A 24173-nucleotide genomic window follows, 5' to 3' on the forward strand; every position below is an offset into this window, starting at 1 on the left:
CTCGAGTGACCACTGACGATCGCGCGTACGCGGGTTGGCGTGACCCCGGCCATCCTTCGCAGCGCCTCGGGAGACCGTACGTGACTTCGCAGGAGATCCCGCTGCACGGCGGCAACGTGAGCACCGTTGTCCGCGTGGGTGACACGGTGCGGCGCAACGCCGGGCCGTGGACCCCGTCCGTGCACGCGCTGCTGCGCCACCTGGAGTACGTGGGGTTCACCGGCGCCCCCCGGGCGCTCGGCATGGACGAGCGCAACCGTGAGGTGCTGTCGTACCTGGAGGGGGAGTGCGGAGAATATCCACTCGCCCCGCACTGGGTGACCGACGAGGCCCTGGTCACCGTCGCCACCATGCTGCGGATGTTCCACGACGCGCAGTACGGGTTCACCCCTCCGCAGGCGGCGGTCTGGCGCTCGTTCGGGCCCCCGCCACCGGACACCGAGGTGATCTGCCACCACGACGCGGCGCCGCACAACGTGATCTGGCGTCCGGACGGCACCCTCGGGCTGATCGACTTCGACCTCGCCTCACCCGGAGCGCGGATCTACGACGTGGCGTACGCGGCCTGGACCTGGGTGCCGATCTTCGCGGACCGTGACTCGATCACGCTCGGGTGGAAGCACCCGGACCGGCCGCGCCGACTCCGGCTCTTCGCCGACGCGTACGGGCTGATCCCCCGGGACCGGCACCGGCTGATCCGGACCATCCGCAAACGGATCGTGGACCACGTCGAGGGGATCCGCCGGATGGCCGCCGCCGGTGAGCCGGCGTTCGTGCGGATCGTGCACAAGGGCCACCTGCGCCGACCGATGCGCGATCTGCGGCTGCTCGACTACGAGCGGCACGCCCTGGAGAACGCCCTGCGCTGAGAGCCGCCCCGTCGATGCTCGGCCGGTCCCGTCAAGCGGACCGGTCGATGCGTCTGGCCGGTCAGTCATCGATGGTCGCCGTCCGGTCGATCCACAATCGTCCATGCTGATGAGTGTGCGGAGTTCGTGACACGTCCGAAACAACCCGTCACGAAACGGAAACCCGCACGGGACCCAAAGTGAAACAGCCGGCCGCGAAGCTTCCGCGCAACCGGCCTACGGGCGACGCTGCCCCGGAAAGCCGCGAAGGAGGACTTCACCTTTTAGGAGGCCAGCGTGCCTGAAGCACCGACGATCGACGGCGCCAATACCACGTGGCTGCTGGTTTCGACCGCACTCGTGCTGCTCATGACCCCCGGACTGGCGCTGTTCTACGGCGGCCTCAACCGGGCCAAGGGCGTACTCAACATGATGATGATGAGCTTCTCCGCTATCGGGCTCATCTCCATTCTGTGGTGGTTCTACGGTTTCAGCGTCGCCTTCGGGACCGACGTGAACGGCTTCTGGGGCGACCCGGGCGCGTACCTCGGCACCAAGACCTTCCTCGCCGAGACCGACCTGTGGGGTGCCACGGCGGAGAACCCCAGCGGCATCGGGGTCCCGCTCTACGTGTTCATGGCCTTCCAGATGGTCTTCGCGGTGATCACCGTCGCGCTGATCAGCGGTGCCATCGCCGACCGGGCCAAGTTCGCCGGCTGGCTGCTGTTCGCGTTCGGTTGGGCCACCCTGGTCTACTTCCCGGTCGCGCACTGGGTGTGGGGCGGCGGCATCATCGGCGCCGACATCCACGCGCTGGACTTCGCCGGTGGCACCGCTGTGCACATCAACGCCGGTGCGGCGGCCCTGGCCGTGGCCCTGGTCCTCGGTAAGCGGCTCGGTTGGCCGCGGGAGGGCATGAAGCCGCACAACATCCCGTTGGTCGCGCTCGGTGCGGGCCTGCTGTGGTTCGGCTGGTTCGGGTTCAACGCCGGCTCGGAGCTGACCGTCGACTCGGTGGCCGGCCTCGCCTTCATCAACACTCAGCTCGCCACGGCGGCGGCGGTGCTCGGCTGGATCGCCGTCGAGTGGGTCAAGACCCGTAAGCCGACGATGGTCGGCGCCTCGTCCGGCGCCGTCGCCGGCCTGGTCGCCATCACCCCGGCCTGTGGCTTCATCGCACCGTGGGCCGCCGTCCTGCTCGGCATCGTCGCCGGCGCCGTCTGCGCGCTCGCCGTCAGCCTCAAGTACAAGCTCGGTTACGACGACTCGCTCGACGTGGTCGGTGTGCACTTCGTCGGTGGTTGGATCGGCTCGCTCTGGCTCGGCCTGTTCGCCACCAACTCGGTCAACGCCGCGATCAGCGACGTGGTCGGCGCCTCCGACGGGCTCTTCTACGGCGGCGGCGCGACCCAGCTCGGGCGGCAGGCCCTCGCCGGCCTGATCGTCACGGCCTGGTCCTTCGGCATCGCCTGGGTGCTCGCCTTCGTCATCGAGAAGACGATCGGCTTCCGGGTCAAGGGCGAGGCGGAGGTCGAGGGCATCGACATCGCCGAGCACGCCGAGAGCAGCTACGACCTGTCCCCGGCCGGCGGCGGCACGGGCAGCGCGTTCGCGATGGCCGGCATCGGCACCCCCGGTGGCGGCACGACGAGTGGTGCCAAGCCGGAGGCGGAGCCCGCCGAGCCGGTCAACGAAAAGGTCGCCGGTTAACGTTCCTGGGATGGAGGGGTTGGACATGAAGCTGGTGACCGCAGTCATCAAGCCGTACCAGCTGGACGCGGTGAAGGAGGCCCTGCACGCCCTCGGGGTGGCCGGGCTGACCGTCAGCGAGGTTCAGGGGTACGGGCGGCAGAAGGGGCACACCGAGGTCTACCGGGGTGCCGAGTACACGGTCGAGTTCCTGCCCAAGATCCGGGTCGAGGTGCTCACCGACGAGATCGACGTGGACAAGGTCGTGGACGCCATCGTCGGGGCGGCCCGCACCGGCAAGATCGGTGACGGCAAGGTCTGGGTCACCGGAGTCGAAGAGGTCGTCCGGGTACGTACCGGCGAACGCGGCCTCGACGCACTCTGACCTCGGCCACGACTGAGATGACCTCGTTGATCAGGAAGAACGCGTCGGGGCACGCCGCCGATGGCGACGCGAACCTCTTGATCAACGAGGTCGTCGGCGTTCCCGCGGGGATCGGGGAGTCGGCTCGGCAGCGGCGGGCTGCCGCGTACGACAGCTTCCTGCGCGGGCTGCTGCCGGCGCGCGACGGGGTGGCGCTGCTGGCCGTCGGGGGGTTGGGGCGGCGGCAGTGCGCCCCGTACAGCGACCTCGACCTGGTGCTGGTGCACGCCGGGGTGCCCGGCACTGACGAGTTGGCCGCCTCGGTCTGGTACCCGATCTGGGACGCGGGCCTACGGCTCGACCATTCCGTCCGTACCGTCGCCGAGGCGCTGTCGGTGGCCCAGGACGACGTCAAGGTCGCGCTCGGGCTGCTCGACGCCCGGCTGGTCGTGGGGGACCAGGCACTGGCCGACGCGCTGATCAGCACCGCCGCCGATCACTGGCGGCGCACCGCCGTCCGGCACCTGCCCGGCCTGCGGGAGGTCACCGCCAGCCGCTGGCAGACCCACGGTGAGCTGGCGTTCCTGCTGGAAGGCGACCTCAAGGAGGCCGCCGGTGGTCTGCGCGACGTGGGGCTGCTGCGGGCGATCTCCGCCGCCGGTATCACCGATGCGCTGCGTCCCGCCGTGCGCGCCGCCCACCTGCGCCTGCTGGACACCCGTGACGCCCTGCACCAGCAGGTCGGCCGGCGGGTCGACCGGCTGGTCGCCCAGGAGGGCGACGGGGTGGCCGCGCTGCTCGGGCTGGAAGACCGCGACGCGTTGCTGCGGCGGGTCGCCGGTGACGCCCGCACGGTCAGCCACGCCCTGGACGACGCCTTCCGGGCCGCCGACCGGCTGCGCTCCGGCCGCTCCCGGGGCGGGAACGGCCGCCCCGCCCGCCGCCCGGTCGCCCGCGACGTGGTGGAACACGACGGCGAGCTGGTGCTCGCCCGCACGGCGATCGGGGCACGCCCGGACCCGAGCCTCTCGCTGCGGGTGGCCGCCGCGTCGGCCACCACCCGAATCCCCATCGCGCGGGCCACCTGCGAGTGGCTGGCGGCGTACTGCCCGCCGCTGCCCGCCCCGTGGCCCGCCGAGGCTCGGGCCGCGCTGATCACCCTGCTCGGCGCCGGTCCCGGGTTGGTGCCGGCCTGGGAGACCTGCGACCGGTACGGGCTTGTCGACGGCTGGCTGCCCGAGTGGACCCGGCTGCGCAGCCTGCCCCAGCACAACCCCGTGCACCGCTTCACCCTCGACCGGCACCTCGTGCAGACCGCGCACGAGGCCAGCCGGCACGCCCGCGAGGTGGAACGCCCCGACCTGCTGCTCCTCGGCGCCCTCCTGCACGACATCGGCAAGGGCCTCCCCGGTGATCACAGCACCGTCGGCGTGCCGGTCGCCCAGGCGGTGGCCACCCGGGTCGGCCTGCCGGCCCCGGAGGTCGAGCTGATCGGCAGGCTGGTCCGGCTGCACCTGCTGCTGCCCGACGTGGCGACGCGCCGGGACCTGGCCGACCCGGTCACCATCGCCTCGGTGGCCGAGGCGGTCGGTGACACCGGCACCCTCGACCTGTTGCACGCGTTGGTCCGCGCCGACGCGGCGGCGACCGGGCCCGCGGCCTGGTCCGACTGGAAGGGCCGACTCGTCGCCGAGCTGGTCGCCAGGGTCCGCACCGCGCTGGACACCGGTGTACTCCCCGAACCACCCGCCCCGGACCCGGAGCTGCTGGCCGGGCCGCTGCCGGTCATCCATCTGACCGGCGACCGGGTGTCGGTGGCGGCGGCCGACCGGCGTGGTCTGCTCGCCACGGTGGCCGGCTGCCTGGCGCTGCACCGGCTGGAGGTGATCTCCGCCGACGCCTCCGCCGTCGATGGCCGGGCGCTGGTCGAGTGCCGGGTACAGCCCCGCTACGGCCTCCCGCCGGACCCGGTCCCGCTCCGCGCCGACCTGCGCCGGGCGGTCGCCGGCGACGTGTCGGTCACCCAACGGCTGCGCGGTCGGGCACTCGCCAGCCGTGCCGGCGGCGCGGCTCCACGGGTGGTCTGGCATCGCGAGGCGGCCACCGACGCCGTCCTGCTGGAACTGCGCGCCGCCGACGCCGCCGGCCTGCTCTACCGGGTCGCCGGTGCCCTCGACGAGGCCGGCGCCCTGGTTCGGGCGGCCCGCATCTCCACCCTCGGCGCCGACGTGGTCGACGCGTTCTACCTGGTCGGCGGTTGGCCGGACGACGCCACCCGAGCCCGCCTGGAAGCCGCGGTCCTCGCCGCCGTCTGACCCCGGAAGCCCGGCAGCTCGGCTGGCCTAGGAAGCCCGGTTCCCGCGGCAGCCCGCGGCCCGGCTCAGGGTTGTGCGCTCTCCGTAGCGAGTCCGGCCGGCCATTCCGTTTCGGGCGTGATGCCTGTGAGTCATCTTGATGTCTCACAGACATCATGCTCGGAGGAACGTCCGCCTCCGACTGCCGCGTCGCGGCGCGACGTGCCAGCCCGGGCGGTACCGGCCGGCCCGCCGGCCAGTCCGCTCGCGCGCCCGCCGGCCCGCCGGCCAGTCCGCTCGCGCGCCCGCCGGCCCGCCGGCCAGTCCGCTCGCGCGCCCGCCGGCCCGCACGCGCCAGCTCGTCCGCGCGCGCCGGCCCGCCCCCGGCGGCTCGCGGGGCCGTTCGGGCCGGGCGCGGGTACGTCCGGGGGCGTAGCGGCGGTGCCGCCCGTGGACGCACGTCGGACGGTCCCGGCGCGGGCAGAATGACGGCCATGCGGGACAGCGGGCGGTGGCGATGGCCGGAGCAGACGGCGGATGCCGCGCTCGCCCTGGCGCTGCTCTGCTTCGGGCTGCTCGCCACCGGTCTGGCCGGGAACAACCAGCCGGGGTCGAGGCCGGTGGACGCCGGCTGTCGGGCGCTGATCGCCGTCGCCGCGCTCGCCCTGCTGGTCCGCCGGCATGCTCCGGTCGCCACCCTCGCCGTGGTCACCGTGGCCACCTCGACGTACCTGCTGATCGGCTACCCGTACGGGCCGATTCTGCTGACGTTCCTGATCGCGGTGTACAGCGTGGCGGTGCGGCTGCCGGTGCGTCCGGCGGGGCTCGCCGCCGGTGGCGCGTTCGTCCTGTTGTTGGCGCACGTCTTCGTCGGCAGGGGGCCGGCCCCGGGTTGGACGGGAGTGCTGCCCGCGTCGGCCTGGGTGGTCGTACCGTTCGCGGTGGGGGTGGTGGTGCGGGTGAGCCGTGAGACGGCGGCGCGTACCCGTGCCGAGGCGGCCCGCAGCCGTGCCGAACAGGCCCGACGGCAGGCCGACGAGGAGCGGCTGCGCATCGCGCAGGAGGTACACGACGTGGTCGGGCACGGGCTCGCCGCGATCAGCATGCAGGCCGAGATCGCCCTGCACCTGCTGCCCAAGCGCCCGGAGCAGGCGGAGGTGGCCCTGACCGCGATCAGCCGGACCAGCCGCGAGGCCCTGGACGAGCTGAGGGTCACCCTGGGCGCGGTACGGCGCGGCGCCGAGCGCGAGCCGGTACCCGGCCTGGCCCGGCTCCCCGCGCTGCGCGACCGGCTCGCCGGGGCGGGGCTCGCCGTCGAGGTGCGCGTGGTGGGTGATCCCCGGGAGTTGCCGGCAGCGGTGGACCTGGCCGCGTACCGGGTGGTGCAGGAGGCGTTGACCAACGTGCTGCGGCACGCGGGGGTGTCGAGCGCGCAGGTGACGGTGGACTACCGCGCGGATGAGGTGACCGTCGAGGTCACCGACCGGGGGGTGGGGTCGGGCCGGGCCGGGACCGCGCCGGCCGACGACGAGGGCGGTCACGGTCTGGCCGGGATGCGGGAGCGGGTCGCGGCGTTGGGCGGGCGGTTGAGCACCGGGCCGCGCGCCGAGGGCGGGTTCCGGGTGTACGCCGGGCTGCCCGTGGGGACGTCGACGTGATCCGGGTCCTGATCGCCGACGACCAGGACCTGGTCCGGCTCGGACTGCGTGCGCTGGTGGAGAGCGAGGACGACCTGGCGTTGGCCGGCGAGGCGTCCGACGGGCTGCGGGCGGTCGAGTTGGCCCGCCGGGAACGGCCGGACGTGGTGCTGATGGACATCCGGATGCCCGGCATCGACGGCATCGAGGCGACCCGCCGGATCGTCGCCGACAGCGACCTGACCGGTACGCGGGTGGTGGTGCTCACCACCTTCGAGCTGGACGAGTACGTCTTCGACGCGTTGCGCCACGGTGCCAGCGGATTCCTCACCAAGGACACCAGGCCGGCCGAGCTGCTGCGGGCGATCCGGCTCGTCGCCGAGGGGGAGGCGCTGCTGTCGCCGTCGGTGACCCGTCGGGTGGTGCGGGAGTTCGCCACCCGGCCGTCCCGGGTGCTTCGTCCGCACCCCCGGCTGGACACGCTGACCGATCGGGAGCGTCAGGTCGTCGGCCTGGTCGGTGAGGGCCTGAACAACGAGGAGATCGCGGCACGGTTGGTGGTCAGCCCGGCGACCGCGCGGACCCATGTCAGCCGGGCGATGGGCAAGCTGGGAGCCCGGGACCGGGCCCAGCTCGTCGTCTTCGCGTACCAGTCGGGTCTGGTGTCGGGGTGAGGCCCGGGCCGGGCGACAGCGGCCCCGCGGTGGGGCGGTTACCCTAGCGGTGGCCGGACTCCGCAGTGCCGGCCGTGTTGTGCCCGCCGGAAACACTGACAAACGGGATGTTCGCGTGTTTGACACCTTGAGTGACCGCCTGTCCGGGATCTTCACCAAGCTCCGCGGCAAGGGGCGGCTCACCGACGCCGACATCGACGCCACCGCGCGCGAGATCCGCCTCGCGCTGCTGGAGGCGGACGTCGCGCTGCCGGTGGTCAAGGGCTTCATCGCGGCCGTCAAGGAGCGCGCCCGCAGCGCGGAGGTCTCGCAGGCGCTGAACCCGGCCCAGCAGATCATCAAGATCGTCAACGAAGAGCTGATCAACGTGCTCGGCGGTGAGGGGCGACGGCTCCAGTTCGCCAAGCAGCCGCCCACGGTGATCATGCTGGCCGGCCTCCAGGGGTCCGGTAAGACGACCCTCGCCGGCAAGCTGGCCCGCTGGCTCAAGGGCCAGGGCCACCAGCCGCTGCTCGTCGCCGCCGACCTCCAGCGCCCCAACGCCGTCGGGCAGCTCCAGGTGCTCGGTGGCCGGGCCGGCGTCGAGGTGTACGCCCCGGAGCCCGGCAACGGCACCGGTGACCCGGTGCAGGTGGCCCGCGCGTCGATCGAGCACGCGAAGCGCGCCGCCCGCGACATCGTCATCGTCGACACCGCCGGCCGCCTCGGCATCGACGCCGAGATGATGCAGCAGGCCGCCGACATCCGCGACGCCGTCTCGCCGGACGAGGTCATCTTCGTCATCGACGCCATGGTCGGTCAGGACGCCGTGCGCACCGCCGAGGCGTTCCGCGACGGCGTCGGCATCACCGGTGTGGTGCTCTCCAAGCTTGACGGCGACGCCCGTGGTGGTGCCGCGCTGTCGGTCCGCGAGGTCACCGGGCAGCCGATCCTGTTCGCCTCCACCGGTGAGAAGCTGGAGGACTTCGACGTCTTCCACCCCGACCGGATGGCCAGCCGGATCCTCGGCATGGGCGACGTCCTCACTCTGATCGAGCAGGCCGAGCAGGCCTTCGACTCCGATCAGAAGGAGAAGATGACCGCCAAGCTGATGGGCGGTGAGCAGTTCACCCTGGACGACTTCCTCGACCAGCTCATCGCGGTGCGGCGGATGGGCCCGATCGCCAACGTGCTGGCCATGATGCCCGGCATGGGGCAGATGAAGGACCAGCTCGCCGAGCTGGACGACAGTCACTTCGACCGGGTCACCGCGATCATCCGGTCGATGACCCCGGGCGAGCGGACCAACCCGAAGATCATCAACGGCTCCCGCCGGGCGCGCATCGCCAACGGCTCCGGCGTCACCGTGATGGACGTCAACCAGCTGCTCAACCGCTTCGCCGACGCGCAGAAGATGATGAAGCAGATGGGCGGCATGATGGGCCTGCCCGGCGGTGGCCGCCGCAAGGCGACCAAGTCGCCGAAGAACAAGCGCAAGGGCACCAAGGGCGGCGGTCGCCCGCGTACCGGCGCCGGCATGCCGGCCGGCTTCCCGGGTGGCATGCCGCAGCTACCGCCGGGGATGGACCCGAACGACCTCTCGGGTGCGCAGGGCCTTCCGCCCGGCTTCAAGCTCCCGAAGATCGACTTCAACAAGCTCGGCAAGGGCGGCGACAAGGGCCCGCGCTGACGCGTGTCGGTGACGGCGGGCGACTGATCCGGCACCTGGGGTGATGTCGCCCCCTGGAAGGAGTCCTGCCGGCGTGGACGCAGCGCCGGCAGGAGGTCCTTGCGCGGACGACGAGGTGATCCGGTAGGACTGTGCACATGGCTCTTCATGTGCGCGGCGTGCTGCTCCCCGACGACGAGGTCCGGGATCTCTGGCTGGTCGGCGACCGGGTGACCTTCACCCCGGTGCCCGGTGCGGAGACCGTCGTCGACGGCGGCTTTGTGCTGCCAGGGCTTGTCGACGCGCACTGCCACATCGGCATCGCCCGAGGTGGCGCCCCGATCACCTCACTCGACCAGGCCCGCGCGCTGGCCCACGTCGACCGGGACGCCGGGGTGCTGGCGATCCGGGACGCCGGGTCGCCGTACCCGTACCCCGAACTGGACGACGAGCCGGGCCTGCCGCGACTGGCCCGCGCGGGCCAGCATGTCGCCCCGCCGAAGCGCTACCTGCGCGACATCGGCGTGGAGGTCGACGCGACCGAGGTGGCCGCCACGGTGGCCGCCCAGGCGCGGGCCGGCAACGGCTGGGTGAAGCTGGTCGGCGACTGGATCGACAGGGGCGTCGGTGACCTGGCGCCGGCCTGGGACGCGGACACCCTCACCGCCGCCGTGCGGGCGGCGCACGACGCCGGCGTACGCGCCGCGGTGCACACCTTCTCCGAGTCGGCCGTCGAGATCATGGTGCGGGCCGGCGTCGACTCGGTGGAGCACGGCACCGGGCTCAGCCTCGACCTGATCGACGAGATGGCCCGCCAGGGCACCGCGTTGGTCCCCACAATGATCAACATTGCCACCTTCGGGGGCATCGCCGAGCAGGCGCGGGGCAAGTTCCCCGGGTACGCCGAGCACATGCTCGCGCTGCGCGACGGCTTCCCCGACGTGGTGCGCGCCGCCCACGAGGCGGGCGTACCGATCTACGTGGGCACCGACGCCGGTGGCGGCATCGACCACGGGCTGGCCGCCGAGGAGATGCTGCTGCTGCACGAGCAGGCCGGCATGGCACCCGTCGACGTCCTCGCCGCAGCCTCCTGGGGCGCCCGCGAATGGCTCGGTTTCCCCGGCCTGGTCGAGGGCGGGCTCGCCGACCTGACCGTCTACCCCGAAGACCCCCGTACCGACCTGCGCGTCGTCCGCGCCCCGTCCCGCACGATCCTCCGCGGCCGAGTGGTCCGCTGACCTCTTCCGCGCCGCGCCTCGTTGGGCTGCGCCTCGTTGGGCTGCGCCGCGTTGTGCCGCGCTGGGCTGTGCCGGGCCGCGCAAGATCGTGCTCGATCCTGGATGTAGTGGCCTCGGCGTCGTGGGATCCCACGACATCCGGGATGCAGCGCGATCTTGCCGGCCCAAGATCCGCGCAATATCAGGGTTGTTGCTGCTTCCGGTGCGTCTGAGGCAGCAACTTCGGTGATGTTGTGAGGATCTTGGCGCGGGGCGCGGGGCGCGGGGCGCGGGGCGCGGGGCGCGGGGCGCGGGGCGCGGGGCGCGGGGCGCGGGTCAGCGGCGCGCGGTGGCGGCGGCGCTGAAGAGGCGTACGGCGAGGTCGGCGAGGGCCGTCGCGGTCTCCTCGATCGGTTCGCGGGGGAGCACGATGTGGCTGACCACCAGACGGACGACGGTGTCGGCGGCGAAGGCCAGCGCGGCCTGGTCCGCCCCGGGCAGGTGGTCACCGGCCCAGTCGATCAGCGCGCCGGACGCCTCGGTGAGCACCACCTCGGCACGGGTGGTGAGGTACGGCAGTAACTCGTCCGACCCGCCCCGGGCGCTGGTCAGGATCGCCTTGACCAGCGGGTTGTCCGCCGCCGTGGAGAGGGTGCGCGCGATGGCGGCGTACGCGCCGGCCCGCACGTCCGAGTCGTGGGCGAGCAGCGCGTCGCGCACATCGCCAACGAACCGGTCCACCTCGGAGCGGGCGAGCGCCTCGGCGAGGCCCGCCTTGCTGCCGAACTCGTTGTAGACCGTCTGCCGGCTCACCCCGGCCGCGGTGGCCACCCCGCCCATCCGGACCGCGTCCCACCCGGCGGCGACGGTCCGGGCGCGGGCGGCGTCCACGATCGTGTCCCGCAGCCGCTGGCGGGGGGAGTCCGTCGAGGTAACCATGGTGGTCGAATTCTACGGGCGCACCCGCTGCCCGGCCCAGCGCCGTCACGGCCCGTCAGCGGAGCGGAACGGCGCGGCGTGGCGACTCCCGGACGCGGTGTCCGCCCGCGCGGCGCATAGGATGTGCGGTCATGGCACGCGTGCTCACTCCCCGTGCGGAGGATTTCCCCCGCTGGTACCAGGACCTGATCGCCAAGGCGAAGCTGGCCGACAACGGCCCGGTTCGCGGCACCATGGTCATCCGACCGGCCGGCTACGCCATCTGGGAGCGTATGCAGGCTGAGATGGACGCTCGGATCAAGGCGGCGGGTGCGGAGAACGCGTACTTCCCGTTGTTCATCCCCGAGAGCTACCTCAAGCGCGAGGCGCAGCACGTCGAGGGCTTCTCGCCGGAGCTGGCGGTCGTCACGCACGGTGGCGGCAAGCCGCTGGCCGAGCCGGTGGTGGTGCGTCCGACCAGTGAGACGGTCATCGGCGAGTTCATGGCCAAGTGGATCGACTCGTACCGGGACCTGCCGCTGCTGCTCAACCAGTGGGCGAACGTGGTCCGGTGGGAGCTGCGTCCGCGGATCTTCCTGCGGACCAGCGAGTTCCTCTGGCAGGAGGGGCACACCGCGCACGCCACCCGCGAGGACGCCCGCGCGTACGCGCGGCGGATCCTGCACGAGGCGTACGAGGACCTGATGGTCAACGTGATCGGCATCCCGGTGGTGGTCGGCCTGAAGACGGCGCGCGAGCGTTTCGCCGGCGCGACGGCCACGTACACCTGCGAAGGCATGATGGGTGACGGCAAGGCGTTGCAACTGGGCACCAGCCACGAGTTGGGTCAGAACTTCGCCAAGGCGTTCGACATCAGCTACTCCTCCAAGGAGGGGGGCCGGGAGCACGCCTGGACGACCTCCTGGGGCACGTCCACCCGGATGCTCGGTGGCCTGATCATGGCACACGGCGACGACAACGGTCTGCGGGTGCCGCCGAAGCTGGCGCCGATCCAGGCGTACGTCATGATCGTCAAGGACGGTGACGGCGTCGGCGAGGCGGCGGCCAAGCTGCGCGACGGCCTGCGCGACGCCGGTGTCCGGGTCGCCCTCGACGACCGGACCGACACCCCGTTCGGCCGCCGGGCCGTCGACGCCGAGCTGCGTGGCTATCCGGTACGCGTCGAGGTCGGCCCCCGTGACCTGGCCGTGGGCAACGCGACGGTGGTTCGCCGGACCGACGGCTCGAAGACCCCGACGCCGGTGGCGGACGTGGTCGCCGCGGTGCTGGCGGCGCTGGAGACCGACCAGCAGGTGCTGCACGATCAGGCGTTGGCCAACCGTGAGGCGCGCACGGTGGACGTGGCCACCCTGGCCGAGGCGATCGAGGCCGCCGCGACCGGCTGGGCCCGGGTGCCGTGGTCGGCGGTCGGTGTGGCCGGTGAGGCGGAGGCGAACGGTCAGGGCGTCACGGTGCGCTGCCTGTTGCGCGCCGACGGTTCGGTTCCCGACTCGGAGGACGAGCCGGATCTGGTCGCCATCCTCGCCCGCGCCTACTGAGGTGCTCGTCGACCGGTTCGAGCCGGGTCGGCTGATCATGCACCGGAACGTGCGGCACGGCCGGATCGGATGGGTCCGGCCGGCCCGCGTGGTCAGCGACGACGATCGGGGGTTGCTGGTCTGGGTCGCCCGGGACTCGCCGGTGGCCCACGAGGTGACCGAGGCCGGGCTGGGGATGCGGGCGATGCCGTTCGCCGAGTGGATCGCGTCGAGCTACCGGTTGGCGCAGGGGCGTTGGAACGGTCCGCCGCTGCTGAAGTTCCTGCCCACCGGGGCAGCCCACTCGGTCTGGTGGTTCTCCGACGCGCAGGGCGGGTTCGCCAACTGGTACGTCAACCTGGAGGAGCCCGGTGTCCGCTGGGACGACGGCCCGGTGGCCGGCGTCGACGTGGTGGACCAGGACCTGGACGTGGTGGTCTGGCCGGACCGTAGCTGGGAGTGGAAGGACGAGGGCGAGTTCGTCGAGCGGCTCGCCTTCGGCGCCGACTACTGGGTGATCGACGAAAAGGCGGTCCGCGCCGAGGGGGAGCGGGTGATCGCGCTCGCCGAGGCGGGCGAGTTCCCGTTCGACGGCACCTGGACTGACTTCGCACCTCCGCCGGAATGGGACGCACCGGACAAGTTGCCGCCAGGGTGGGATCGTCCGCCGGTGCGATGAGCGGTGTTCCAGGTCACCGGCGACGTACTGTCCGGGTCCGATGCGGAAGATCGGCCGGGGATCTGGCAGAATAGGCCGCTGGTATCCGGCGCGCGTCCGGCGCCCTCTAACCCGGGCACGTCGCCAGTCCACCGAGTAGTCTCCGGCCCAACCCCACTGTGCCGGTCGGCGCTCACCCATGCACACCGCCCGTCTTGGGCCGGTGAGATCGCAACAGGAGCGAAACAACTGTGGCCGTAAAGATCCGGCTCCTGCGGATGGGCAAGATCCGCAACCCGCAGTACCGCATCGTCGTCGCCGACTCGCGCACCAAGCGTGACGGCCGGGCGATCGAGTTCGTCGGGGTTTACCAGCCCAAGGAAGACCCCTCGATCATCGAGGTCAAGTCGGAGCGGGTCCAGTACTGGCTGTCCGTCGGCGCTCAGCCGAGCGAGGCGGTGCAGCGGCTGCTGGAGCTGACCGGTGACTGGCAGAAGTACAAGGGCCTGCCGGCCCCGCCGCCGCTCCTGGTCGCCCCCGAGAAGGCCGACCGCAAGGCGGCGTACGAGGCTGAGTCGAAGGCCGCCGCCGGGCTCGCCCCGGAGACCCCGGCCAAGCCGGCCAAGAAGGCCGCCAAGGCCGCCGAGGCTCCGAAGACGGAGGCTCCGGCCGCCGAGGCTCCGAAGACCGAGGCTCCGGCCGAGGCCCCGGCCGCTGCCGACGCCGGTGAGCAGGCCTGACATGCCACTGCGTCCGGCGTTGGAGCACCTGGTCAAGGGCATCGTCGACCACCCGGATGACGTCCGGGTGCGGATGGTCGATTCCCGTCGGGGCAAGCGGCTCGAAGTCCGCGTGCACCCCGAGGACCTCGGCACTGTGATCGGGCGGTCCGGCCGGACCGCCAAGGCGCTGCGCCAGGTGATCGGCTCCATCGGCGGGCGTGGGGTTCGCGTCGACATCGTCGACTCGTACTGATGCAGCTCGTCGTCGGCAGGATCGGCAAGCCGCACGGTGTCCGCGGTGAGGTCACCGTGGAAGTGCGGACCGACGAGCCCGAGGCACGGTTCGCCCCCGGTGCAGTGCTGCGCACTGAACCGGGGGCGACACCCCCGCCGTCCTCCGACGGTCCCGGGGTGCCGTTCCGGATTCCGGCGGAGCTGACCATCGAGGAAGCCCGCTTCCACCAGGGCCGGGTGCTGATCGCGTTCGACGGCATCCTGGACCGCAACACCGCCGAGGCGCTGCGCGGCACGCTGCTCGTGGTGGACAGCGCCGACGTGGCCCCACCGGACGACCCGGAGGAGTTCCACGACCACCAGTTGGTCGGGTTGGCCGTGGTGACCCCGGCCGGCGAACGCCTCGGCGAGGTCGCCCGCATCGACCACGCACCCTCGTCCGACCTGCTGGTGTTGCGGCGCCCCGAGGGGCGTACCGCGTTGATCCCGTTCGTCCGGGCGATCGTCCCGGAGGTCGACCTGGCCGGCGGACGTGTGATCGTCGACCCGCCAGCCGGACTGCTCGACCTTTAGGACCAGCCCGCATGCGCGTCGACGTCGTGTCGATCTTTCCGGAGTACTTCGCCCCGCTGGACCTGTCGCTGATCGGACGGGCGCGGGCCAACGGCGTACTCCAGCTCGCCGTGCACGACCTGCGGACCTGGACCCACGACGTGCACCGCACCGTCGACGACACCCCGTACGGCGGCGGTCCGGGGATGGTGATGCGCCCGGAGCCGTGGGGTGAGGCGCTGGACGCCCTCGCGCCGGTGGACGCCCCGCCGCCCCGGCTGCTGGTGCCGTCGCCGGCCGGCGCCCCGTTCACCCAGGCCATGGCATACGAGTTGGCCGCCGAGCCGCATCTGCTCTTCGCCTGCGGCCGCTACGAGGGGATCGACCAGCGGGTTCTCGCGCACGCCGCCACCCGGATGCCGGTCACCGAGGTGTCGCTCGGTGACTACGTGCTCTTCGGTGGCGAGGTCGCGGTCCTGGTGATGATGGAGGCGGTCACCCGGCTGCTGCCGGGGGTGCTGGGCAACGCGGGCTCGCTTGACGAGGAGTCGCACGCGCACGGGCTGCTGGAGGCGCCGATCTACACCAAGCCGCCGAGTTGGCGTGGGCACGACGTGCCGGAGGTGCTCCGCTCCGGCGACCACGGCAAGATCGCCCGCTGGCGGCGCGAGGAGGGTCTGCTGCGGACCGCTGCCCGCCGTCCGGACCTGCTGGCCGCGCTGCCCGCCGACCGGCTCGACAAACGGGACATCGCGGCCCTGGACCAGGCCGGATTTCAACCTCCGCCGGGGGATGTGGCAAAGTAGGGGGGTTGCCGCATCCGTCCGCGCCCGCGGTCGGCTGCGAGGATCCCCGACCGGGGTCGGTCCGCCGATCACCACCCGGGAATCAGAATCACCCACCCGCGCACCGAGTGACGGTGCGCCGTGAGCCTTACGAGGACGCAGCGATGAACATCCTGGACGCCCTTGACGCCCAGTCGAAGCGGACCGACCTTCCCGACTTCCGGGCCGGTGACACCGTCAAGGTGCACGCCCGCGTCGTCGAGGGCAACCGGTCCCGTGTTCAGATCTTCCAGGGCGTCGTGATCCGCCGCCAGGGTGACGGTCTGCGCGAGACCTTCTCGGTCCGCAAGGTCAGCTTCGGCGTCGGCGTCGAGCGGACCTACCCGCTCAACGGCCCGGGCATCGACCGGATCGAGGTCGTGACCCGCGGTGACGTGCGTCGCGCCAAGCTCTACTACCTGCGCGAGCTGCGCGGCAAGAAGGCCAAGATCAAGGAGAAGCGGGAGAAGCAGCCCAGCTGACTTCCCGCTCGCCACGCCGCCCGAGCTGCGCGTATGCCGTACCGACCAGAGCGCACTACCCTGGTCGTACGGGCGCAGCGAGGCGGCGACCCCGCCCTCGCGGCGGGCAGTTGTCCACTACCGCCCGTGGAGCCTCGACGAGGCTCCCGGGCGGTGGTGTTTCTGCGGACCGGGGAGTGGCGTGGTGCAGACGCTTGACGATGACGGCACCGTCGATCCGTGGCGTCGACGGGCCCGCCGCACCCGCCGACAGATGCCCCTCTGGCAGGAGCTGCCGCTGCTGCTGGTGGTCGCGTTCTGCCTCGCGGTGCTGATCCGCACCTTCCTGCTCCAGGCGTTCTTCATCCCGTCCGGCTCGATGGAGGACACCCTCCTCGTCGGTGACCGGGTGCTGGTCAACAAGGTCGTCTACGACGTGCGGGACCCGCTGCGCGGCGAGGTGGTGGTCTTCCGGGGCACCGACCGCTGGGCGCCGCAGGTCGACGAGCAGCCGAAGCCGGGCGTCGCCGGCCGGCTCGCCCGCACCGTCGGCGACCTGGTCGGGGTGAGCCGGCCCGGTGAGAAGGACTTCATCAAGCGGGTGATCGGCCTGCCCGGCGACCGGGTGCAGTGCTGCGACAGTCAGGGGCGGGTGACAGTCAACGGCATCCCGCTCAACGAGACGTACGTCCTGCGGGACTCACCACTGGACCTGCCGCCCAACCCTGCGGAGTGTCGCTCCCGGCGCTTCGACGAGGTCGTCGTACCGCCCGGTCAGATCTTCGTGATGGGCGACCACCGCGAGGTCTCCCAGGACGCCCGCTGCCAGGGCCCGGTGCCGATCGACAACGTGGTCGGCCGGGCCTTCGTCGTGGTCTGGCCCTCGTCCCGGTGGAATCCGCTGTCGGTGCCGTCGACGTTCGACGACGTCTCCGGGCCCGCCACGGCGTCTCCCGGAGCACCTCCGGTGCGACCGACCCCGCAGGGCGGTGTGCTGCTGATACTCCCGTTGGTGGCCGCGCTGCGTGGTTCCCGCGCGTTCCGGTCGGTGCTGTCCAGCCGGGCAACGTAGGCTCCTTGGCGTGATTGACGAGCAGACCGACAAGCCGCGCAGTTCCTTCTGGAAGGAACTGCCGATCCTGCTGGGTGTGGCGATCCTGGTCGCGGTGCTGGTCCGCGCCTTCGTGCTGCAGACCTTCTTCATCCCCTCCCCGTCCATGGAGAACACCCTCAAGATCGATGACCGGGTGCTGGTCAACAAGCTGGTCTACGACTTCCGATCACCGCACCGCGGCGAGGTGATCGTGTTCAAGGCTCCCACCTCGTGGAGCGGTAACCCCGACGGTGAGGACTTCATCAAGCGGGTGATCGGGGTTCCCGGCGACCACGTGGTCTGCTGTGACCCGCAGGAACGGCTGATGATCAACGGCAAGTCGCTGGACGAGCCGTACATCTTCTCGATGGACGGGGTTCGCGACAAGCCCGCCGACCAGGAGTTCGACATCACCGTGCCGGAGGGTCGGCTGTGGGTGATGGGCGACCACCGGTCGGCCTCCGGCGACTCACTGGAGCACTGGCAGCAGTCCGGGCAGAACATCACCGAGGCCACGATCCCCGAGAACGACGTCGTCGGGCGGGCGTTCACCGTCTTCTGGCCGGTCAGCCGGGCCACCTGGCTGACAGTGCCCGACGGGTTCGACGGCATTCCCAAGCCGTAGACCGACGGGGCGTGGGCGATCCGTCGTCGGTCTGGCAGGCTGGTGCGGTGACCGTGAGCGCGAGGAGTGAACGTCCGAGCCCCGCAGTCGCGAACAGCGACGACCGTGTCCACACCCCTCGACGCGCGGCCCGCGTGCTGCTCGTCGACGCGGCCGGCCGGGTCCTGCTGTTCGAGGGCTTCGACCCGGCCCGCCCCGGGCACCGGTACTGGTTCACGCCCGGCGGCGGGCTCGACCCGCTGGAGTCCCCGGCGGCGGGCGCGGCCCGGGAGTTGGCCGAGGAGACCGGCCTGCTGCTCGACCCGGCCGCGTTGGGCGAGCCGGTCTGGTCCGACGCGACCGAGTTCTCCTTCGACGGCATCTGGTACCGCCAGGAGCAGGATTTCTTTCTCTTCCGGGTGGACTCCTGGCGGGTGGACACCACCGGCTTCAACGACGTCGAGCGGCGCAGCATCGCCGGCCACCGCTGGTGGCTTCCGGACGAGCTGGCCGCCAGCGGCGACCGGTTCTACCCACCGGAACTGCCCGCCCTGCTGACCCGGCTGGGGCGGCCCGCCACCACGGGCCAGGAGGAGGAGACGTCATGCTGACCCCGCCGCGTACCGTGGTCCGCCGGGAGGCCGGCCTGTACGCCCTGGAGCGGGCGTTGCAGCGGCGTGGCTTCCGGCACGTCGCCGGTGCGGACGAGGCCGGTCGGGGGGCGTGCGCCGGTCCATTGGTCGCCGCTGCGGCGGTGCTGCCCGAGGGGCGGCGCGGCGAGATCGAGGGGTTGGCCGACTCGAAGCTGCTCACCCCGGCGAGCCGGGAACGGGTGTACGCGGAGGTCGTGGACCGCGCGCTCGCGTACGCCGTGGTGGTGATCCCGGCCGAGGAGGTCGACGCCCGGGGCCTGCACGTGTGCAACCTGGCCGCGATGCGCCGGGCGCTCGCCTCGCTCACGATCCGCCCGGAGTACGTGCTGACCGACGGCTTCGGCGTGGACGGCCTGGGGGTGCCCGGGCTGGCGGTGTGGAAGGGCGACCGGGTGGCCGCGTGCGTGGCGGCGGCCAGTGTGCTTGCCAAGGTCACCCGGGACCGGCTCATGGTGGAGCTGGACGGGGTGTTCCCGGCGTACGGCTTCGCCGAGCACAAGGGCTACATCACCCCGGAGCACTCGGCGGCGCTGCGGGAGCACGGGCCGTGCCGGGAGCACCGTTTCTCGTACGTCAATGTCGCCGCGGTCTCCGGCCGCGACGGCCGGCCGCCGCGCGCCCGGCGGCCCGGCGGCCAGGGCCCGGATGAGCCGATGGAGCGCTCGCGGGCGTCAGGGGGTACCGTCGGCGTGGCGTTGGGCGAGCAGCCTCGGCCTCCGGCGCCGGTGGGGGAAGATGTGGCCATGGAAGGCGGAGTGCGATGAGCGCGGAAGATCTCGAGAAGTACGAGACCGAGATGGAGCTGCAGCTCTACCGGGAGTACCGCGACATTGTCCGCCAATTCTCCTATGTGGTGGAGACGGAGCGGCGGTTCTACCTGGCCAACCAGGTCGACCTGCACGTGCGTAACTCCGACGGCGAGGTCTACTTCGAGGTCGAGATGCACGACGCCTGGGTGTGGGACATGTACCGTCCCGCCCGCTTCGTGAAGAATGTCCGGGTGATGACCTTCAAGGACGTCAACGTCGAGGAGCTGGAGAAGCCCGACATCTCGCTGCCCGCCGACTCCGGCTTCGGCGGCTGAGCGCACCCCAGGCGCGGTGCCGCGCCACGGGCCCCCCACCCGTGGCCTGACACCAGCCGGTCACTCGGCCGGCACCACGACCTCGACCCGCTGCGCCATGTTGTTGGCGAAGCCGCCACGGTTCCACTGCTGCTCGACCGGCTGGGTCCGCCCGGACGCGTCGGTCGCCCGCGCGCCGAGCACGTACCGGCCGGGCGTGGCAACCCACTCGTGCCGCCAGCGCCGCCACGCGAAATCTCCGGCGTCCGTCGGGTCCAGCTCGGCCGGTGCCCAGCTCTCCCCGCCATCGGTGGTCACCTCCACCGCCACCACCGGCGCGTGCCCCGACCAGGCCCGACCATCCAGGGTGCACGGGCCGGGGCGCAGCACCCGACGGCGGGACATGAAATCGGGGAAGCCGGGCGGGCGGACCAGCGCACGCGGCTCGATCCGGGTGACCGGCACCCCCGGGTCGTCGGCGTCGCGGCGGACCCGGTAGGCCACCGCGTTCTGGTATCCCTCGAACGGCTCGGTCCGCAGCTCGATCGAGTGGACCCACTTCACGTGCGCCATGCCGTACCAGCCCGGCACGATCAGCCGCAGTGGCGCGCCGTGCTGCGGCAGCAGGGGAGCGCCGTTCATCTCGTACGCCAGCAGCACCTCCTCGCGCAGCGCGTCGGCGACCGGAAGCGCCCGCTGGTAGTCCTGCTCGACGCCGCGCTCCACGCCGTGATCGGCGCCGGTGAAGACCACGTCCACCGCGTCCGGGTCGATGCCTGCCTCCCGCAGCAGCGGAGCGAGCGGGGTGCCGGTCCACTCGGCGTTGCCGACCGCCTCGACCAGCCACGGCTGGCTGACCGGCCGGGGGTGCAGAAGGGCCCGGCCGTTGCCGGCGCACTCCAACGTCACCTGCTGGGTGACCCGCTGGCGCTCGCGCAGGTCGGCGAGGGTCACCGTCAACGGCCGGTCCACCGCCCCGTCGATGCTCAGCGTGTGCGTCGCCGGGTCGAGCGCCGGGATGTCGTAGTGGATCAGCAGGTAGTGCAGCCCGGCCGGGGTGACGTCGTAGCGCAGCGCCTCCAACGGGATGCCGTGGTTGCGGGCCGCGAGCTGCAACTCCTCGGCGCTGATCGTCTCGTCCGGCTCCGCGAGCCGGGACGGGCCGCTCACGTCGGCCACCGTCGGCCCGGTGAGCGGCGACGTCCGGTCAGCGTGAGTGGTCATGTGGGCCTCCCCGGTGCAGACGGCGGCAGCCGCCGCACGCGGCCCAGCCTAGGCCCTGGGTGGCGGCCCGAGAACGGGCACCGGAGGTAGGTCGGCGTACCCGCGTCGGGCCGGGGGACCGCCCATAACAGATCATCGAAGCCGTCGGGTGGTCGTCCACAGCGCCGCCGGTTGTCCACAGGCCCGCCGGCTGGGCTGGCGGACGACCCCGCCTCGGCCGGAGGCTGCCGTCATGCGACCGCCAGTCCTCCGTTCGGTCCGACGCACCGTGCTGCTCTGCGCCGCGCTCCCGCTCGCGCTGACCGTCCAGCTCTGCGGGCTGGCGGTGCTGGTCGCGGCGGTGCCCGGCCAACCACCGACGCCGACCATGCCGGTCGCGGCGACCCTCGCGTCCGCCCCGGACACCGCCGGGCGGTTCCGCTGGCCGGTCGATGGGCCGCCCCGCCCGGTGCGCCGGTTCGACCCGCCGCCCCGCCCGTGGCTGCCCGGCCATCGTGGCGTCGACCTGGCCGCCCCGGTCGGAGCGGTGGTCCGCAGCGCCGGGGCGGGCACGGTGCTCTTCGCCGGCCCGGTGGCCGGCCGACCGGTGGTCACCGTGGGCCACCCGGACGGGCTGCGGACCACCTACGAGCCGGTCCGACCCGCCGTACGCCCCGGCCAGCCGGTCGGTGCCGGCGCGCCGCTCGGCGAGCTGCTGCCCGGGCATCCGGGTTGCCCGGTCGAGGCGTGCCTGCACTGGGGTCTACGCCGGAGCGACGACTATCTCGACCCGCTGGCCCTGCTCGGCCTCGGACCGGTGCGGCTGCTCCCGGTCGGTGCGGTCAGCGCTGGGTGAGCAGGGCCGGCAGCCGTGCGGCCAGCCGGTCGTATTCGTCGGCGCCGTTGTAGACCTGACCGGTGAGCCGCAACCACCCCCGGCCGTTCCAGCTCATCACCGCCACCTCGGCGGCGAGCCGCTCACCGATCCGGGTCTGCAACGCCCGCGCGGCGTCGATAGTGGTGCCCGTGCCGGGCGGCAGCGGGATGAGACGCAGAGCCACCTCCGGCCCGCCAGGGTCGGGCAGGTCGACCGGAGCCACCCCCAGGGCGTCTCCCACCACCCGCTGGCCGTACCCGGCGAGCGCGGCGTTGTGCGTGCGCACCAGGTCGACGCCCAGACTGCGCATCGTGAACAGGCCCGCGGGGGCGGCCAACCAGGACGTGTAGTCGAGAGTCGCCTGCCACTCGAGGGGGGCCGGGAAATCCGACTCCTGCTCCCAGGACACCACCAGCGGCTCGATCCGGTCCCGCCACTGCGGTGCCACCGTCAGCAGGGCTGTTCCGCGCGGGGCGTACGCCCACTTGTGCAGGTTGCCCACCCAGAAGTCCGCGCCGATGCTCGCCACCGGGGTGGACAGCATGCCCGGGGCGTGCGCGGCATCCACCAGGACGGGCACGCCGTGTTCCCGGGCCACCCGGGCGATGGCGGTGACCGGGAAGAGCTTGGCGGTAGCCGAGGTGAGCTGGTCGACGACGAGCAGCCGGGTCCGCCCGGGGCGCAGGCCGGCCCGGATGCTCTGCACGATCTGCTCGTCGGTGGCCGCCAGCGGGATCGGCAGGACCCGGCTGACCGCGCCGGTGCGCCGGCACTCGCGCTGGATGGCCAGGCTCACCGCCCCGTACCCGTGGTCGGTGCTCAGCACCTCGTCGCCGGGTTGCAGGCCCACCGACTGGAGCACCACGGCGACGCCGGTGGTGGTGTTGCCCACCAGGGCGCTGCCGTCCGGGTCGGCGCCCAGGAAATTGGCGAGGTGCCGACGGGTGTGCGCGATCCGGTCGACCAGCCCCTGGGTGAAGAAGCGCAGCGGGTTCGCCTCCATCTCGTCGCGCAGCCGCTGCTGGGCGCGCTGCACGCCGATCGGCACCGCGCCGAATGAACCGTGGTTGAGGTGGCTGACCGCCGGGTCCAGGGAGAAGAGCAGGCGGGCGCCCGGGATCGGCTCAGGGGGCTGCGGGACGCTCACTCGATGATCGTAACCGCGGTGCTCGGCACCCTCCGGCCCTTGCTCAGGCCCGCGGGTGCGCCTGCCGGTACGCGGCACGCAGCCGCTCGACCGAGACGTGCGTGTAGATCTGGGTGCTCGCCAGCGACGAGTGACCGAGCAGCTCCTGCACGGCGCGCAGGTCGGCACCGCCCTCCAGGAGGTGGGTGGCAGCGGAGTGGCGGAGGCCGTGCGGGCTGGTTCGGGGCAGCCCGGCGGTTTCGGCGTACGCACCGACGATCTGACGTGCGGTCGTCGGGTTGAGCCGACCGCCCCGGGCACCCAACAGCAGCGCGTCGCCGGAGTGGGCGGCCACCATCGCCGGGCGGCCCCGGCGCAGCCAGTCGTCCAACGCCCGTTGGGCGGGCCCCCCGTACGGCACCGCGCGCTCCCGCCCGCCCTTGCCGAACACCCGGATCACCCGCCGGCCGTGGTCGACGTCGCCGACGTCCAACCCGCATGCCTCGCTGACCCGTACGCCGGTGGCGTAGAGCAACTCCAGCAGCACCCGGTCACGCAGCGACACCGCCTCGGCCCGTTCCGCCGCGCCCTGCGCCGATCCGGCCGCTACGTCCGCGCAGACCAGGCCCGTGTGCTCCTGGTCTGTGCCCGCTTGGTGCGTGCCCGCTTGGTTCGTGCCGGCTGGGTCTGTGCCCGCTGGGTTCGTGCCCGCTGGGTCCGTCGGCGGCGGGTTGCTCGGCGGGGTCTGCCGGGACGGCGCCTCGACCAGGGCGGCGGCCTGGTCGGCGCGCAGCACGCTGGGCAGTTCCCGGTGCGCGCGTGGGCTGGCCAGCGCGGCACCCACGTCCACGGGGAGCAGTCCGGCCCGGTGTGCCCAGCCGCTGAACGCCCGCGCCGACGCGGCGCGGCGGGCCAACGAGGTGCGGGCCGCGCCGGTGGTGCGCTGCCGCGCCAGCCAACTGCGCAGCACCGACAGGTCCAGATCGGCCAGGTCCACGCAGCCCATCCGGACGGCGTGGTCGAGCAGCGACACCAGATCGGTGACGTACGCGCGGACGGTGTGCGTCGACCGGTTACGGACCCGGGACAGGTGCTCGGCGAAGTCGTCGACAGCGTCGCGCAACGCCGGCGGCAACGCCTGGTGCATGGCCCGGGTGCCCCGGTCGGGGCGGCTCACCGGGGCCGCGCCGAGGCGCCGCCCGGTCCACCGGGACAGGCACCCTCACTGACAGCTGGCACGGCCCCAGCCTACGGCCGGTCCGCCCACGTCACCGGA

Annotated in this window: 24 protein-coding genes and 2 pseudogenes; 21 read left to right on the forward strand and 5 right to left on the reverse strand. The window is 72.6% G+C overall.

Annotated features, from left to right (window positions below):
* Window positions 1–5: 5 nt before the first annotated feature.
* The 8 genes from QSK15_RS07685 (at window position 6) to QSK15_RS07720 (ending at window position 10392) form a co-directional block, all read left to right on the forward strand.
* The gene (locus tag QSK15_RS07685) at window positions 6–869 is read left to right on the forward strand and encodes a phosphotransferase (RefSeq protein WP_181539524.1); all 864 of its coding nucleotides are present in this window, start codon (window positions 6–8) and stop codon (window positions 867–869) included.
* Between the two features lie 276 nt (window positions 870–1145).
* On the forward strand, window positions 1146–2558 hold the full coding sequence (locus QSK15_RS07690; RefSeq protein WP_285793525.1) for an ammonium transporter: 1413 nt from the start codon (window positions 1146–1148) through the stop codon (window positions 2556–2558).
* A gap of 25 nt (window positions 2559–2583) precedes the next feature.
* Entirely contained in the window at window positions 2584–2922 is a 339-nt protein-coding gene (locus QSK15_RS07695; RefSeq protein WP_172862163.1) for a P-II family nitrogen regulator, read from the forward strand.
* Window positions 2923–2939: 17 nt separating this feature from the next.
* Entirely contained in the window at window positions 2940–5216 is a 2277-nt protein-coding gene (locus QSK15_RS07700; protein WP_285793526.1) for a [protein-PII] uridylyltransferase, read from the forward strand.
* A gap of 473 nt (window positions 5217–5689) precedes the next feature.
* Window positions 5690–6853 (forward strand): sensor histidine kinase, encoded by a 1164-nt coding sequence (locus tag QSK15_RS07705; RefSeq protein ID WP_285793527.1) that lies wholly within the window; start codon window positions 5690–5692, stop codon window positions 6851–6853.
* A complete protein-coding gene (locus tag QSK15_RS07710; protein ID WP_030335241.1) occupies window positions 6850–7506 on the forward strand; it encodes a response regulator transcription factor in 657 nt (218 codons plus the stop codon). The genes QSK15_RS07705 and QSK15_RS07710 overlap by 4 nt, the downstream gene beginning before the upstream one ends.
* A gap of 115 nt (window positions 7507–7621) precedes the next feature.
* Complete coding sequence (gene ffh, locus QSK15_RS07715; protein ID WP_285793528.1) at window positions 7622–9175, forward strand: signal recognition particle protein; 1554 nt, start codon at window positions 7622–7624, stop codon at window positions 9173–9175.
* A 137-nt stretch (window positions 9176–9312) separates the two neighbouring features.
* A complete protein-coding gene (locus QSK15_RS07720; RefSeq protein ID WP_285793529.1) occupies window positions 9313–10392 on the forward strand; it encodes an amidohydrolase family protein in 1080 nt (359 codons plus the stop codon).
* Window positions 10393–10707: 315 nt separating this feature from the next.
* Here QSK15_RS07720 and QSK15_RS07725 read toward each other — a convergent pair whose 3' ends face one another.
* Window positions 10708–11310, reverse strand: a complete 603-nt coding sequence (locus tag QSK15_RS07725) for a TetR/AcrR family transcriptional regulator (RefSeq protein WP_285793530.1) — start codon at window positions 11308–11310, stop codon at window positions 10708–10710.
* A 131-nt stretch (window positions 11311–11441) separates the two neighbouring features.
* Between QSK15_RS07725 and proS the strand changes: the two genes are divergently transcribed.
* The 12 genes from proS (at window position 11442) to QSK15_RS07785 (ending at window position 19712) form a co-directional block, all read left to right on the forward strand.
* Window positions 11442–12848: a proline--tRNA ligase gene (gene proS / locus QSK15_RS07730; protein WP_030335232.1), complete on the forward strand. Its 1407-nt coding sequence runs from the start codon at window positions 11442–11444 to the stop codon at window positions 12846–12848.
* 37 nt (window positions 12849–12885) lie between these two features.
* Complete coding sequence (locus QSK15_RS07735) at window positions 12886–13506, forward strand: ribonuclease FAU-1 family protein (protein ID WP_285794351.1); 621 nt, start codon at window positions 12886–12888, stop codon at window positions 13504–13506.
* Window positions 13507–13736: 230 nt separating this feature from the next.
* Complete coding sequence (gene rpsP, locus QSK15_RS07740; RefSeq protein WP_210859599.1) at window positions 13737–14225, forward strand: 30S ribosomal protein S16; 489 nt, start codon at window positions 13737–13739, stop codon at window positions 14223–14225.
* Window positions 14200–14460, forward strand: a complete 261-nt coding sequence (locus QSK15_RS07745) for an RNA-binding protein (RefSeq protein ID WP_172862164.1) — start codon at window positions 14200–14202, stop codon at window positions 14458–14460. Before rpsP ends, QSK15_RS07745 begins: the two co-directional genes overlap by 26 nt.
* Entirely contained in the window at window positions 14460–15014 is a 555-nt protein-coding gene (gene rimM / locus QSK15_RS07750; protein ID WP_285793531.1) for a ribosome maturation factor RimM, read from the forward strand. Before QSK15_RS07745 ends, rimM begins: the two co-directional genes overlap by 1 nt.
* Before the next feature lie 11 nt (window positions 15015–15025).
* Window positions 15026–15799 carry a tRNA (guanosine(37)-N1)-methyltransferase TrmD gene (trmD, locus tag QSK15_RS07755; RefSeq protein ID WP_030335224.1) on the forward strand — a complete coding sequence of 258 codons (774 nt, stop codon included), beginning with the start codon at window positions 15026–15028 and terminating at the stop codon, window positions 15797–15799.
* 143 nt (window positions 15800–15942) lie between these two features.
* Entirely contained in the window at window positions 15943–16299 is a 357-nt protein-coding gene (gene rplS, locus QSK15_RS07760; protein WP_030335223.1) for a 50S ribosomal protein L19, read from the forward strand.
* 181 nt (window positions 16300–16480) lie between these two features.
* Window positions 16481–17350, forward strand: coding sequence for a signal peptidase I (gene lepB, locus QSK15_RS07765; protein WP_285793532.1), 870 nt, complete (start codon window positions 16481–16483; stop codon window positions 17348–17350).
* A gap of 10 nt (window positions 17351–17360) precedes the next feature.
* Window positions 17361–17996, forward strand: a complete 636-nt coding sequence (gene lepB / locus QSK15_RS07770) for a signal peptidase I (protein WP_030335221.1) — start codon at window positions 17361–17363, stop codon at window positions 17994–17996.
* Window positions 17997–18043: 47 nt separating this feature from the next.
* Entirely contained in the window at window positions 18044–18586 is a 543-nt protein-coding gene (locus QSK15_RS07775) for an NUDIX hydrolase (protein ID WP_285793533.1), read from the forward strand.
* Window positions 18580–19392, forward strand: coding sequence for a ribonuclease HII (locus QSK15_RS07780; protein WP_285793534.1), 813 nt, complete (start codon window positions 18580–18582; stop codon window positions 19390–19392). The genes QSK15_RS07775 and QSK15_RS07780 overlap by 7 nt, the downstream gene beginning before the upstream one ends.
* A complete protein-coding gene (locus QSK15_RS07785) occupies window positions 19389–19712 on the forward strand; it encodes a DUF2469 domain-containing protein (protein WP_007075222.1) in 324 nt (107 codons plus the stop codon). The genes QSK15_RS07780 and QSK15_RS07785 overlap by 4 nt, the downstream gene beginning before the upstream one ends.
* 60 nt (window positions 19713–19772) lie before the next feature.
* Here QSK15_RS07785 and QSK15_RS07790 read toward each other — a convergent pair whose 3' ends face one another.
* Window positions 19773–20915 carry a sulfite oxidase gene (locus QSK15_RS07790; protein ID WP_285793535.1) on the reverse strand — a complete coding sequence of 381 codons (1143 nt, stop codon included), beginning with the start codon at window positions 20913–20915 and terminating at the stop codon, window positions 19773–19775.
* 232 nt (window positions 20916–21147) lie between these two features.
* Here QSK15_RS07790 and QSK15_RS07795 point away from each other — a divergent pair, with 232 nt between their 5' ends.
* Entirely contained in the window at window positions 21148–21750 is a 603-nt protein-coding gene (locus QSK15_RS07795; protein WP_285793536.1) for a murein hydrolase activator EnvC family protein, read from the forward strand.
* Here the strand turns inward: QSK15_RS07795 and QSK15_RS07800 are convergent.
* The 3 genes and pseudogenes from QSK15_RS07800 to QSK15_RS32605 form a co-directional block, all read right to left on the reverse strand.
* Complete coding sequence (locus tag QSK15_RS07800) at window positions 21737–22918, reverse strand: aminotransferase class V-fold PLP-dependent enzyme (RefSeq protein WP_285793537.1); 1182 nt, start codon at window positions 22916–22918, stop codon at window positions 21737–21739. The two genes, QSK15_RS07795 and QSK15_RS07800, sit on opposite strands and share 14 nt — an antisense overlap.
* A gap of 43 nt (window positions 22919–22961) precedes the next feature.
* Window positions 22962–23459: pseudogene (locus QSK15_RS32600) on the reverse strand (tyrosine-type recombinase/integrase); the annotation flags it as partial.
* 198 nt (window positions 23460–23657) lie between these two features.
* Window positions 23658–24044, reverse strand: a pseudogene (locus QSK15_RS32605) (site-specific integrase); the annotation flags it as partial.
* Between the last annotated feature and the right edge of the window lie 129 nt (window positions 24045–24173).

The sequence above is a fragment of the Micromonospora sp. NBRC 107095 genome, from assembly GCF_030269705.1.
GTDB classification, from domain to species: domain Bacteria; phylum Actinomycetota; class Actinomycetes; order Mycobacteriales; family Micromonosporaceae; genus Micromonospora; species Micromonospora parva.

Bases quoted from the DNA above. Each gene is read 5' to 3' on its own strand.
- QSK15_RS07695 (WP_172862163.1), top strand. From the start codon at position 2,584: ATGAAGCTGGTGACCGCAGTCATCAAGCCGTACCAGCTGGACGCGGTG.
- QSK15_RS07700 (WP_285793526.1), top strand. From the start codon at position 2,940: ATGACCTCGTTGATCAGGAAGAACGCGTCGGGGCACGCCGCCGATGGC.
- QSK15_RS07705 (WP_285793527.1), top strand. From the start codon at position 5,690: ATGCGGGACAGCGGGCGGTGGCGATGGCCGGAGCAGACGGCGGATGCC.
- QSK15_RS07720 (WP_285793529.1), top strand. From the start codon at position 9,313: ATGGCTCTTCATGTGCGCGGCGTGCTGCTCCCCGACGACGAGGTCCGG.
- QSK15_RS07725 (WP_285793530.1), bottom strand. From the start codon at position 11,310: ATGGTTACCTCGACGGACTCCCCCCGCCAGCGGCTGCGGGACACGATC.
- proS (WP_030335232.1), top strand. From the start codon at position 11,442: ATGGCACGCGTGCTCACTCCCCGTGCGGAGGATTTCCCCCGCTGGTAC.
- QSK15_RS07735 (WP_285794351.1), top strand. From the start codon at position 12,886: ATGCACCGGAACGTGCGGCACGGCCGGATCGGATGGGTCCGGCCGGCC.
- rimM (WP_285793531.1), top strand. From the start codon at position 14,460: ATGCAGCTCGTCGTCGGCAGGATCGGCAAGCCGCACGGTGTCCGCGGT.
- trmD (WP_030335224.1), top strand. From the start codon at position 15,026: ATGCGCGTCGACGTCGTGTCGATCTTTCCGGAGTACTTCGCCCCGCTG.
- rplS (WP_030335223.1), top strand. From the start codon at position 15,943: ATGAACATCCTGGACGCCCTTGACGCCCAGTCGAAGCGGACCGACCTT.
- QSK15_RS07780 (WP_285793534.1), top strand. From the start codon at position 18,580: ATGCTGACCCCGCCGCGTACCGTGGTCCGCCGGGAGGCCGGCCTGTAC.
- QSK15_RS07785 (WP_007075222.1), top strand. From the start codon at position 19,389: ATGAGCGCGGAAGATCTCGAGAAGTACGAGACCGAGATGGAGCTGCAG.
- QSK15_RS07790 (WP_285793535.1), bottom strand. From the start codon at position 20,915: ATGACCACTCACGCTGACCGGACGTCGCCGCTCACCGGGCCGACGGTG.
- QSK15_RS07795 (WP_285793536.1), top strand. From the start codon at position 21,148: ATGCGACCGCCAGTCCTCCGTTCGGTCCGACGCACCGTGCTGCTCTGC.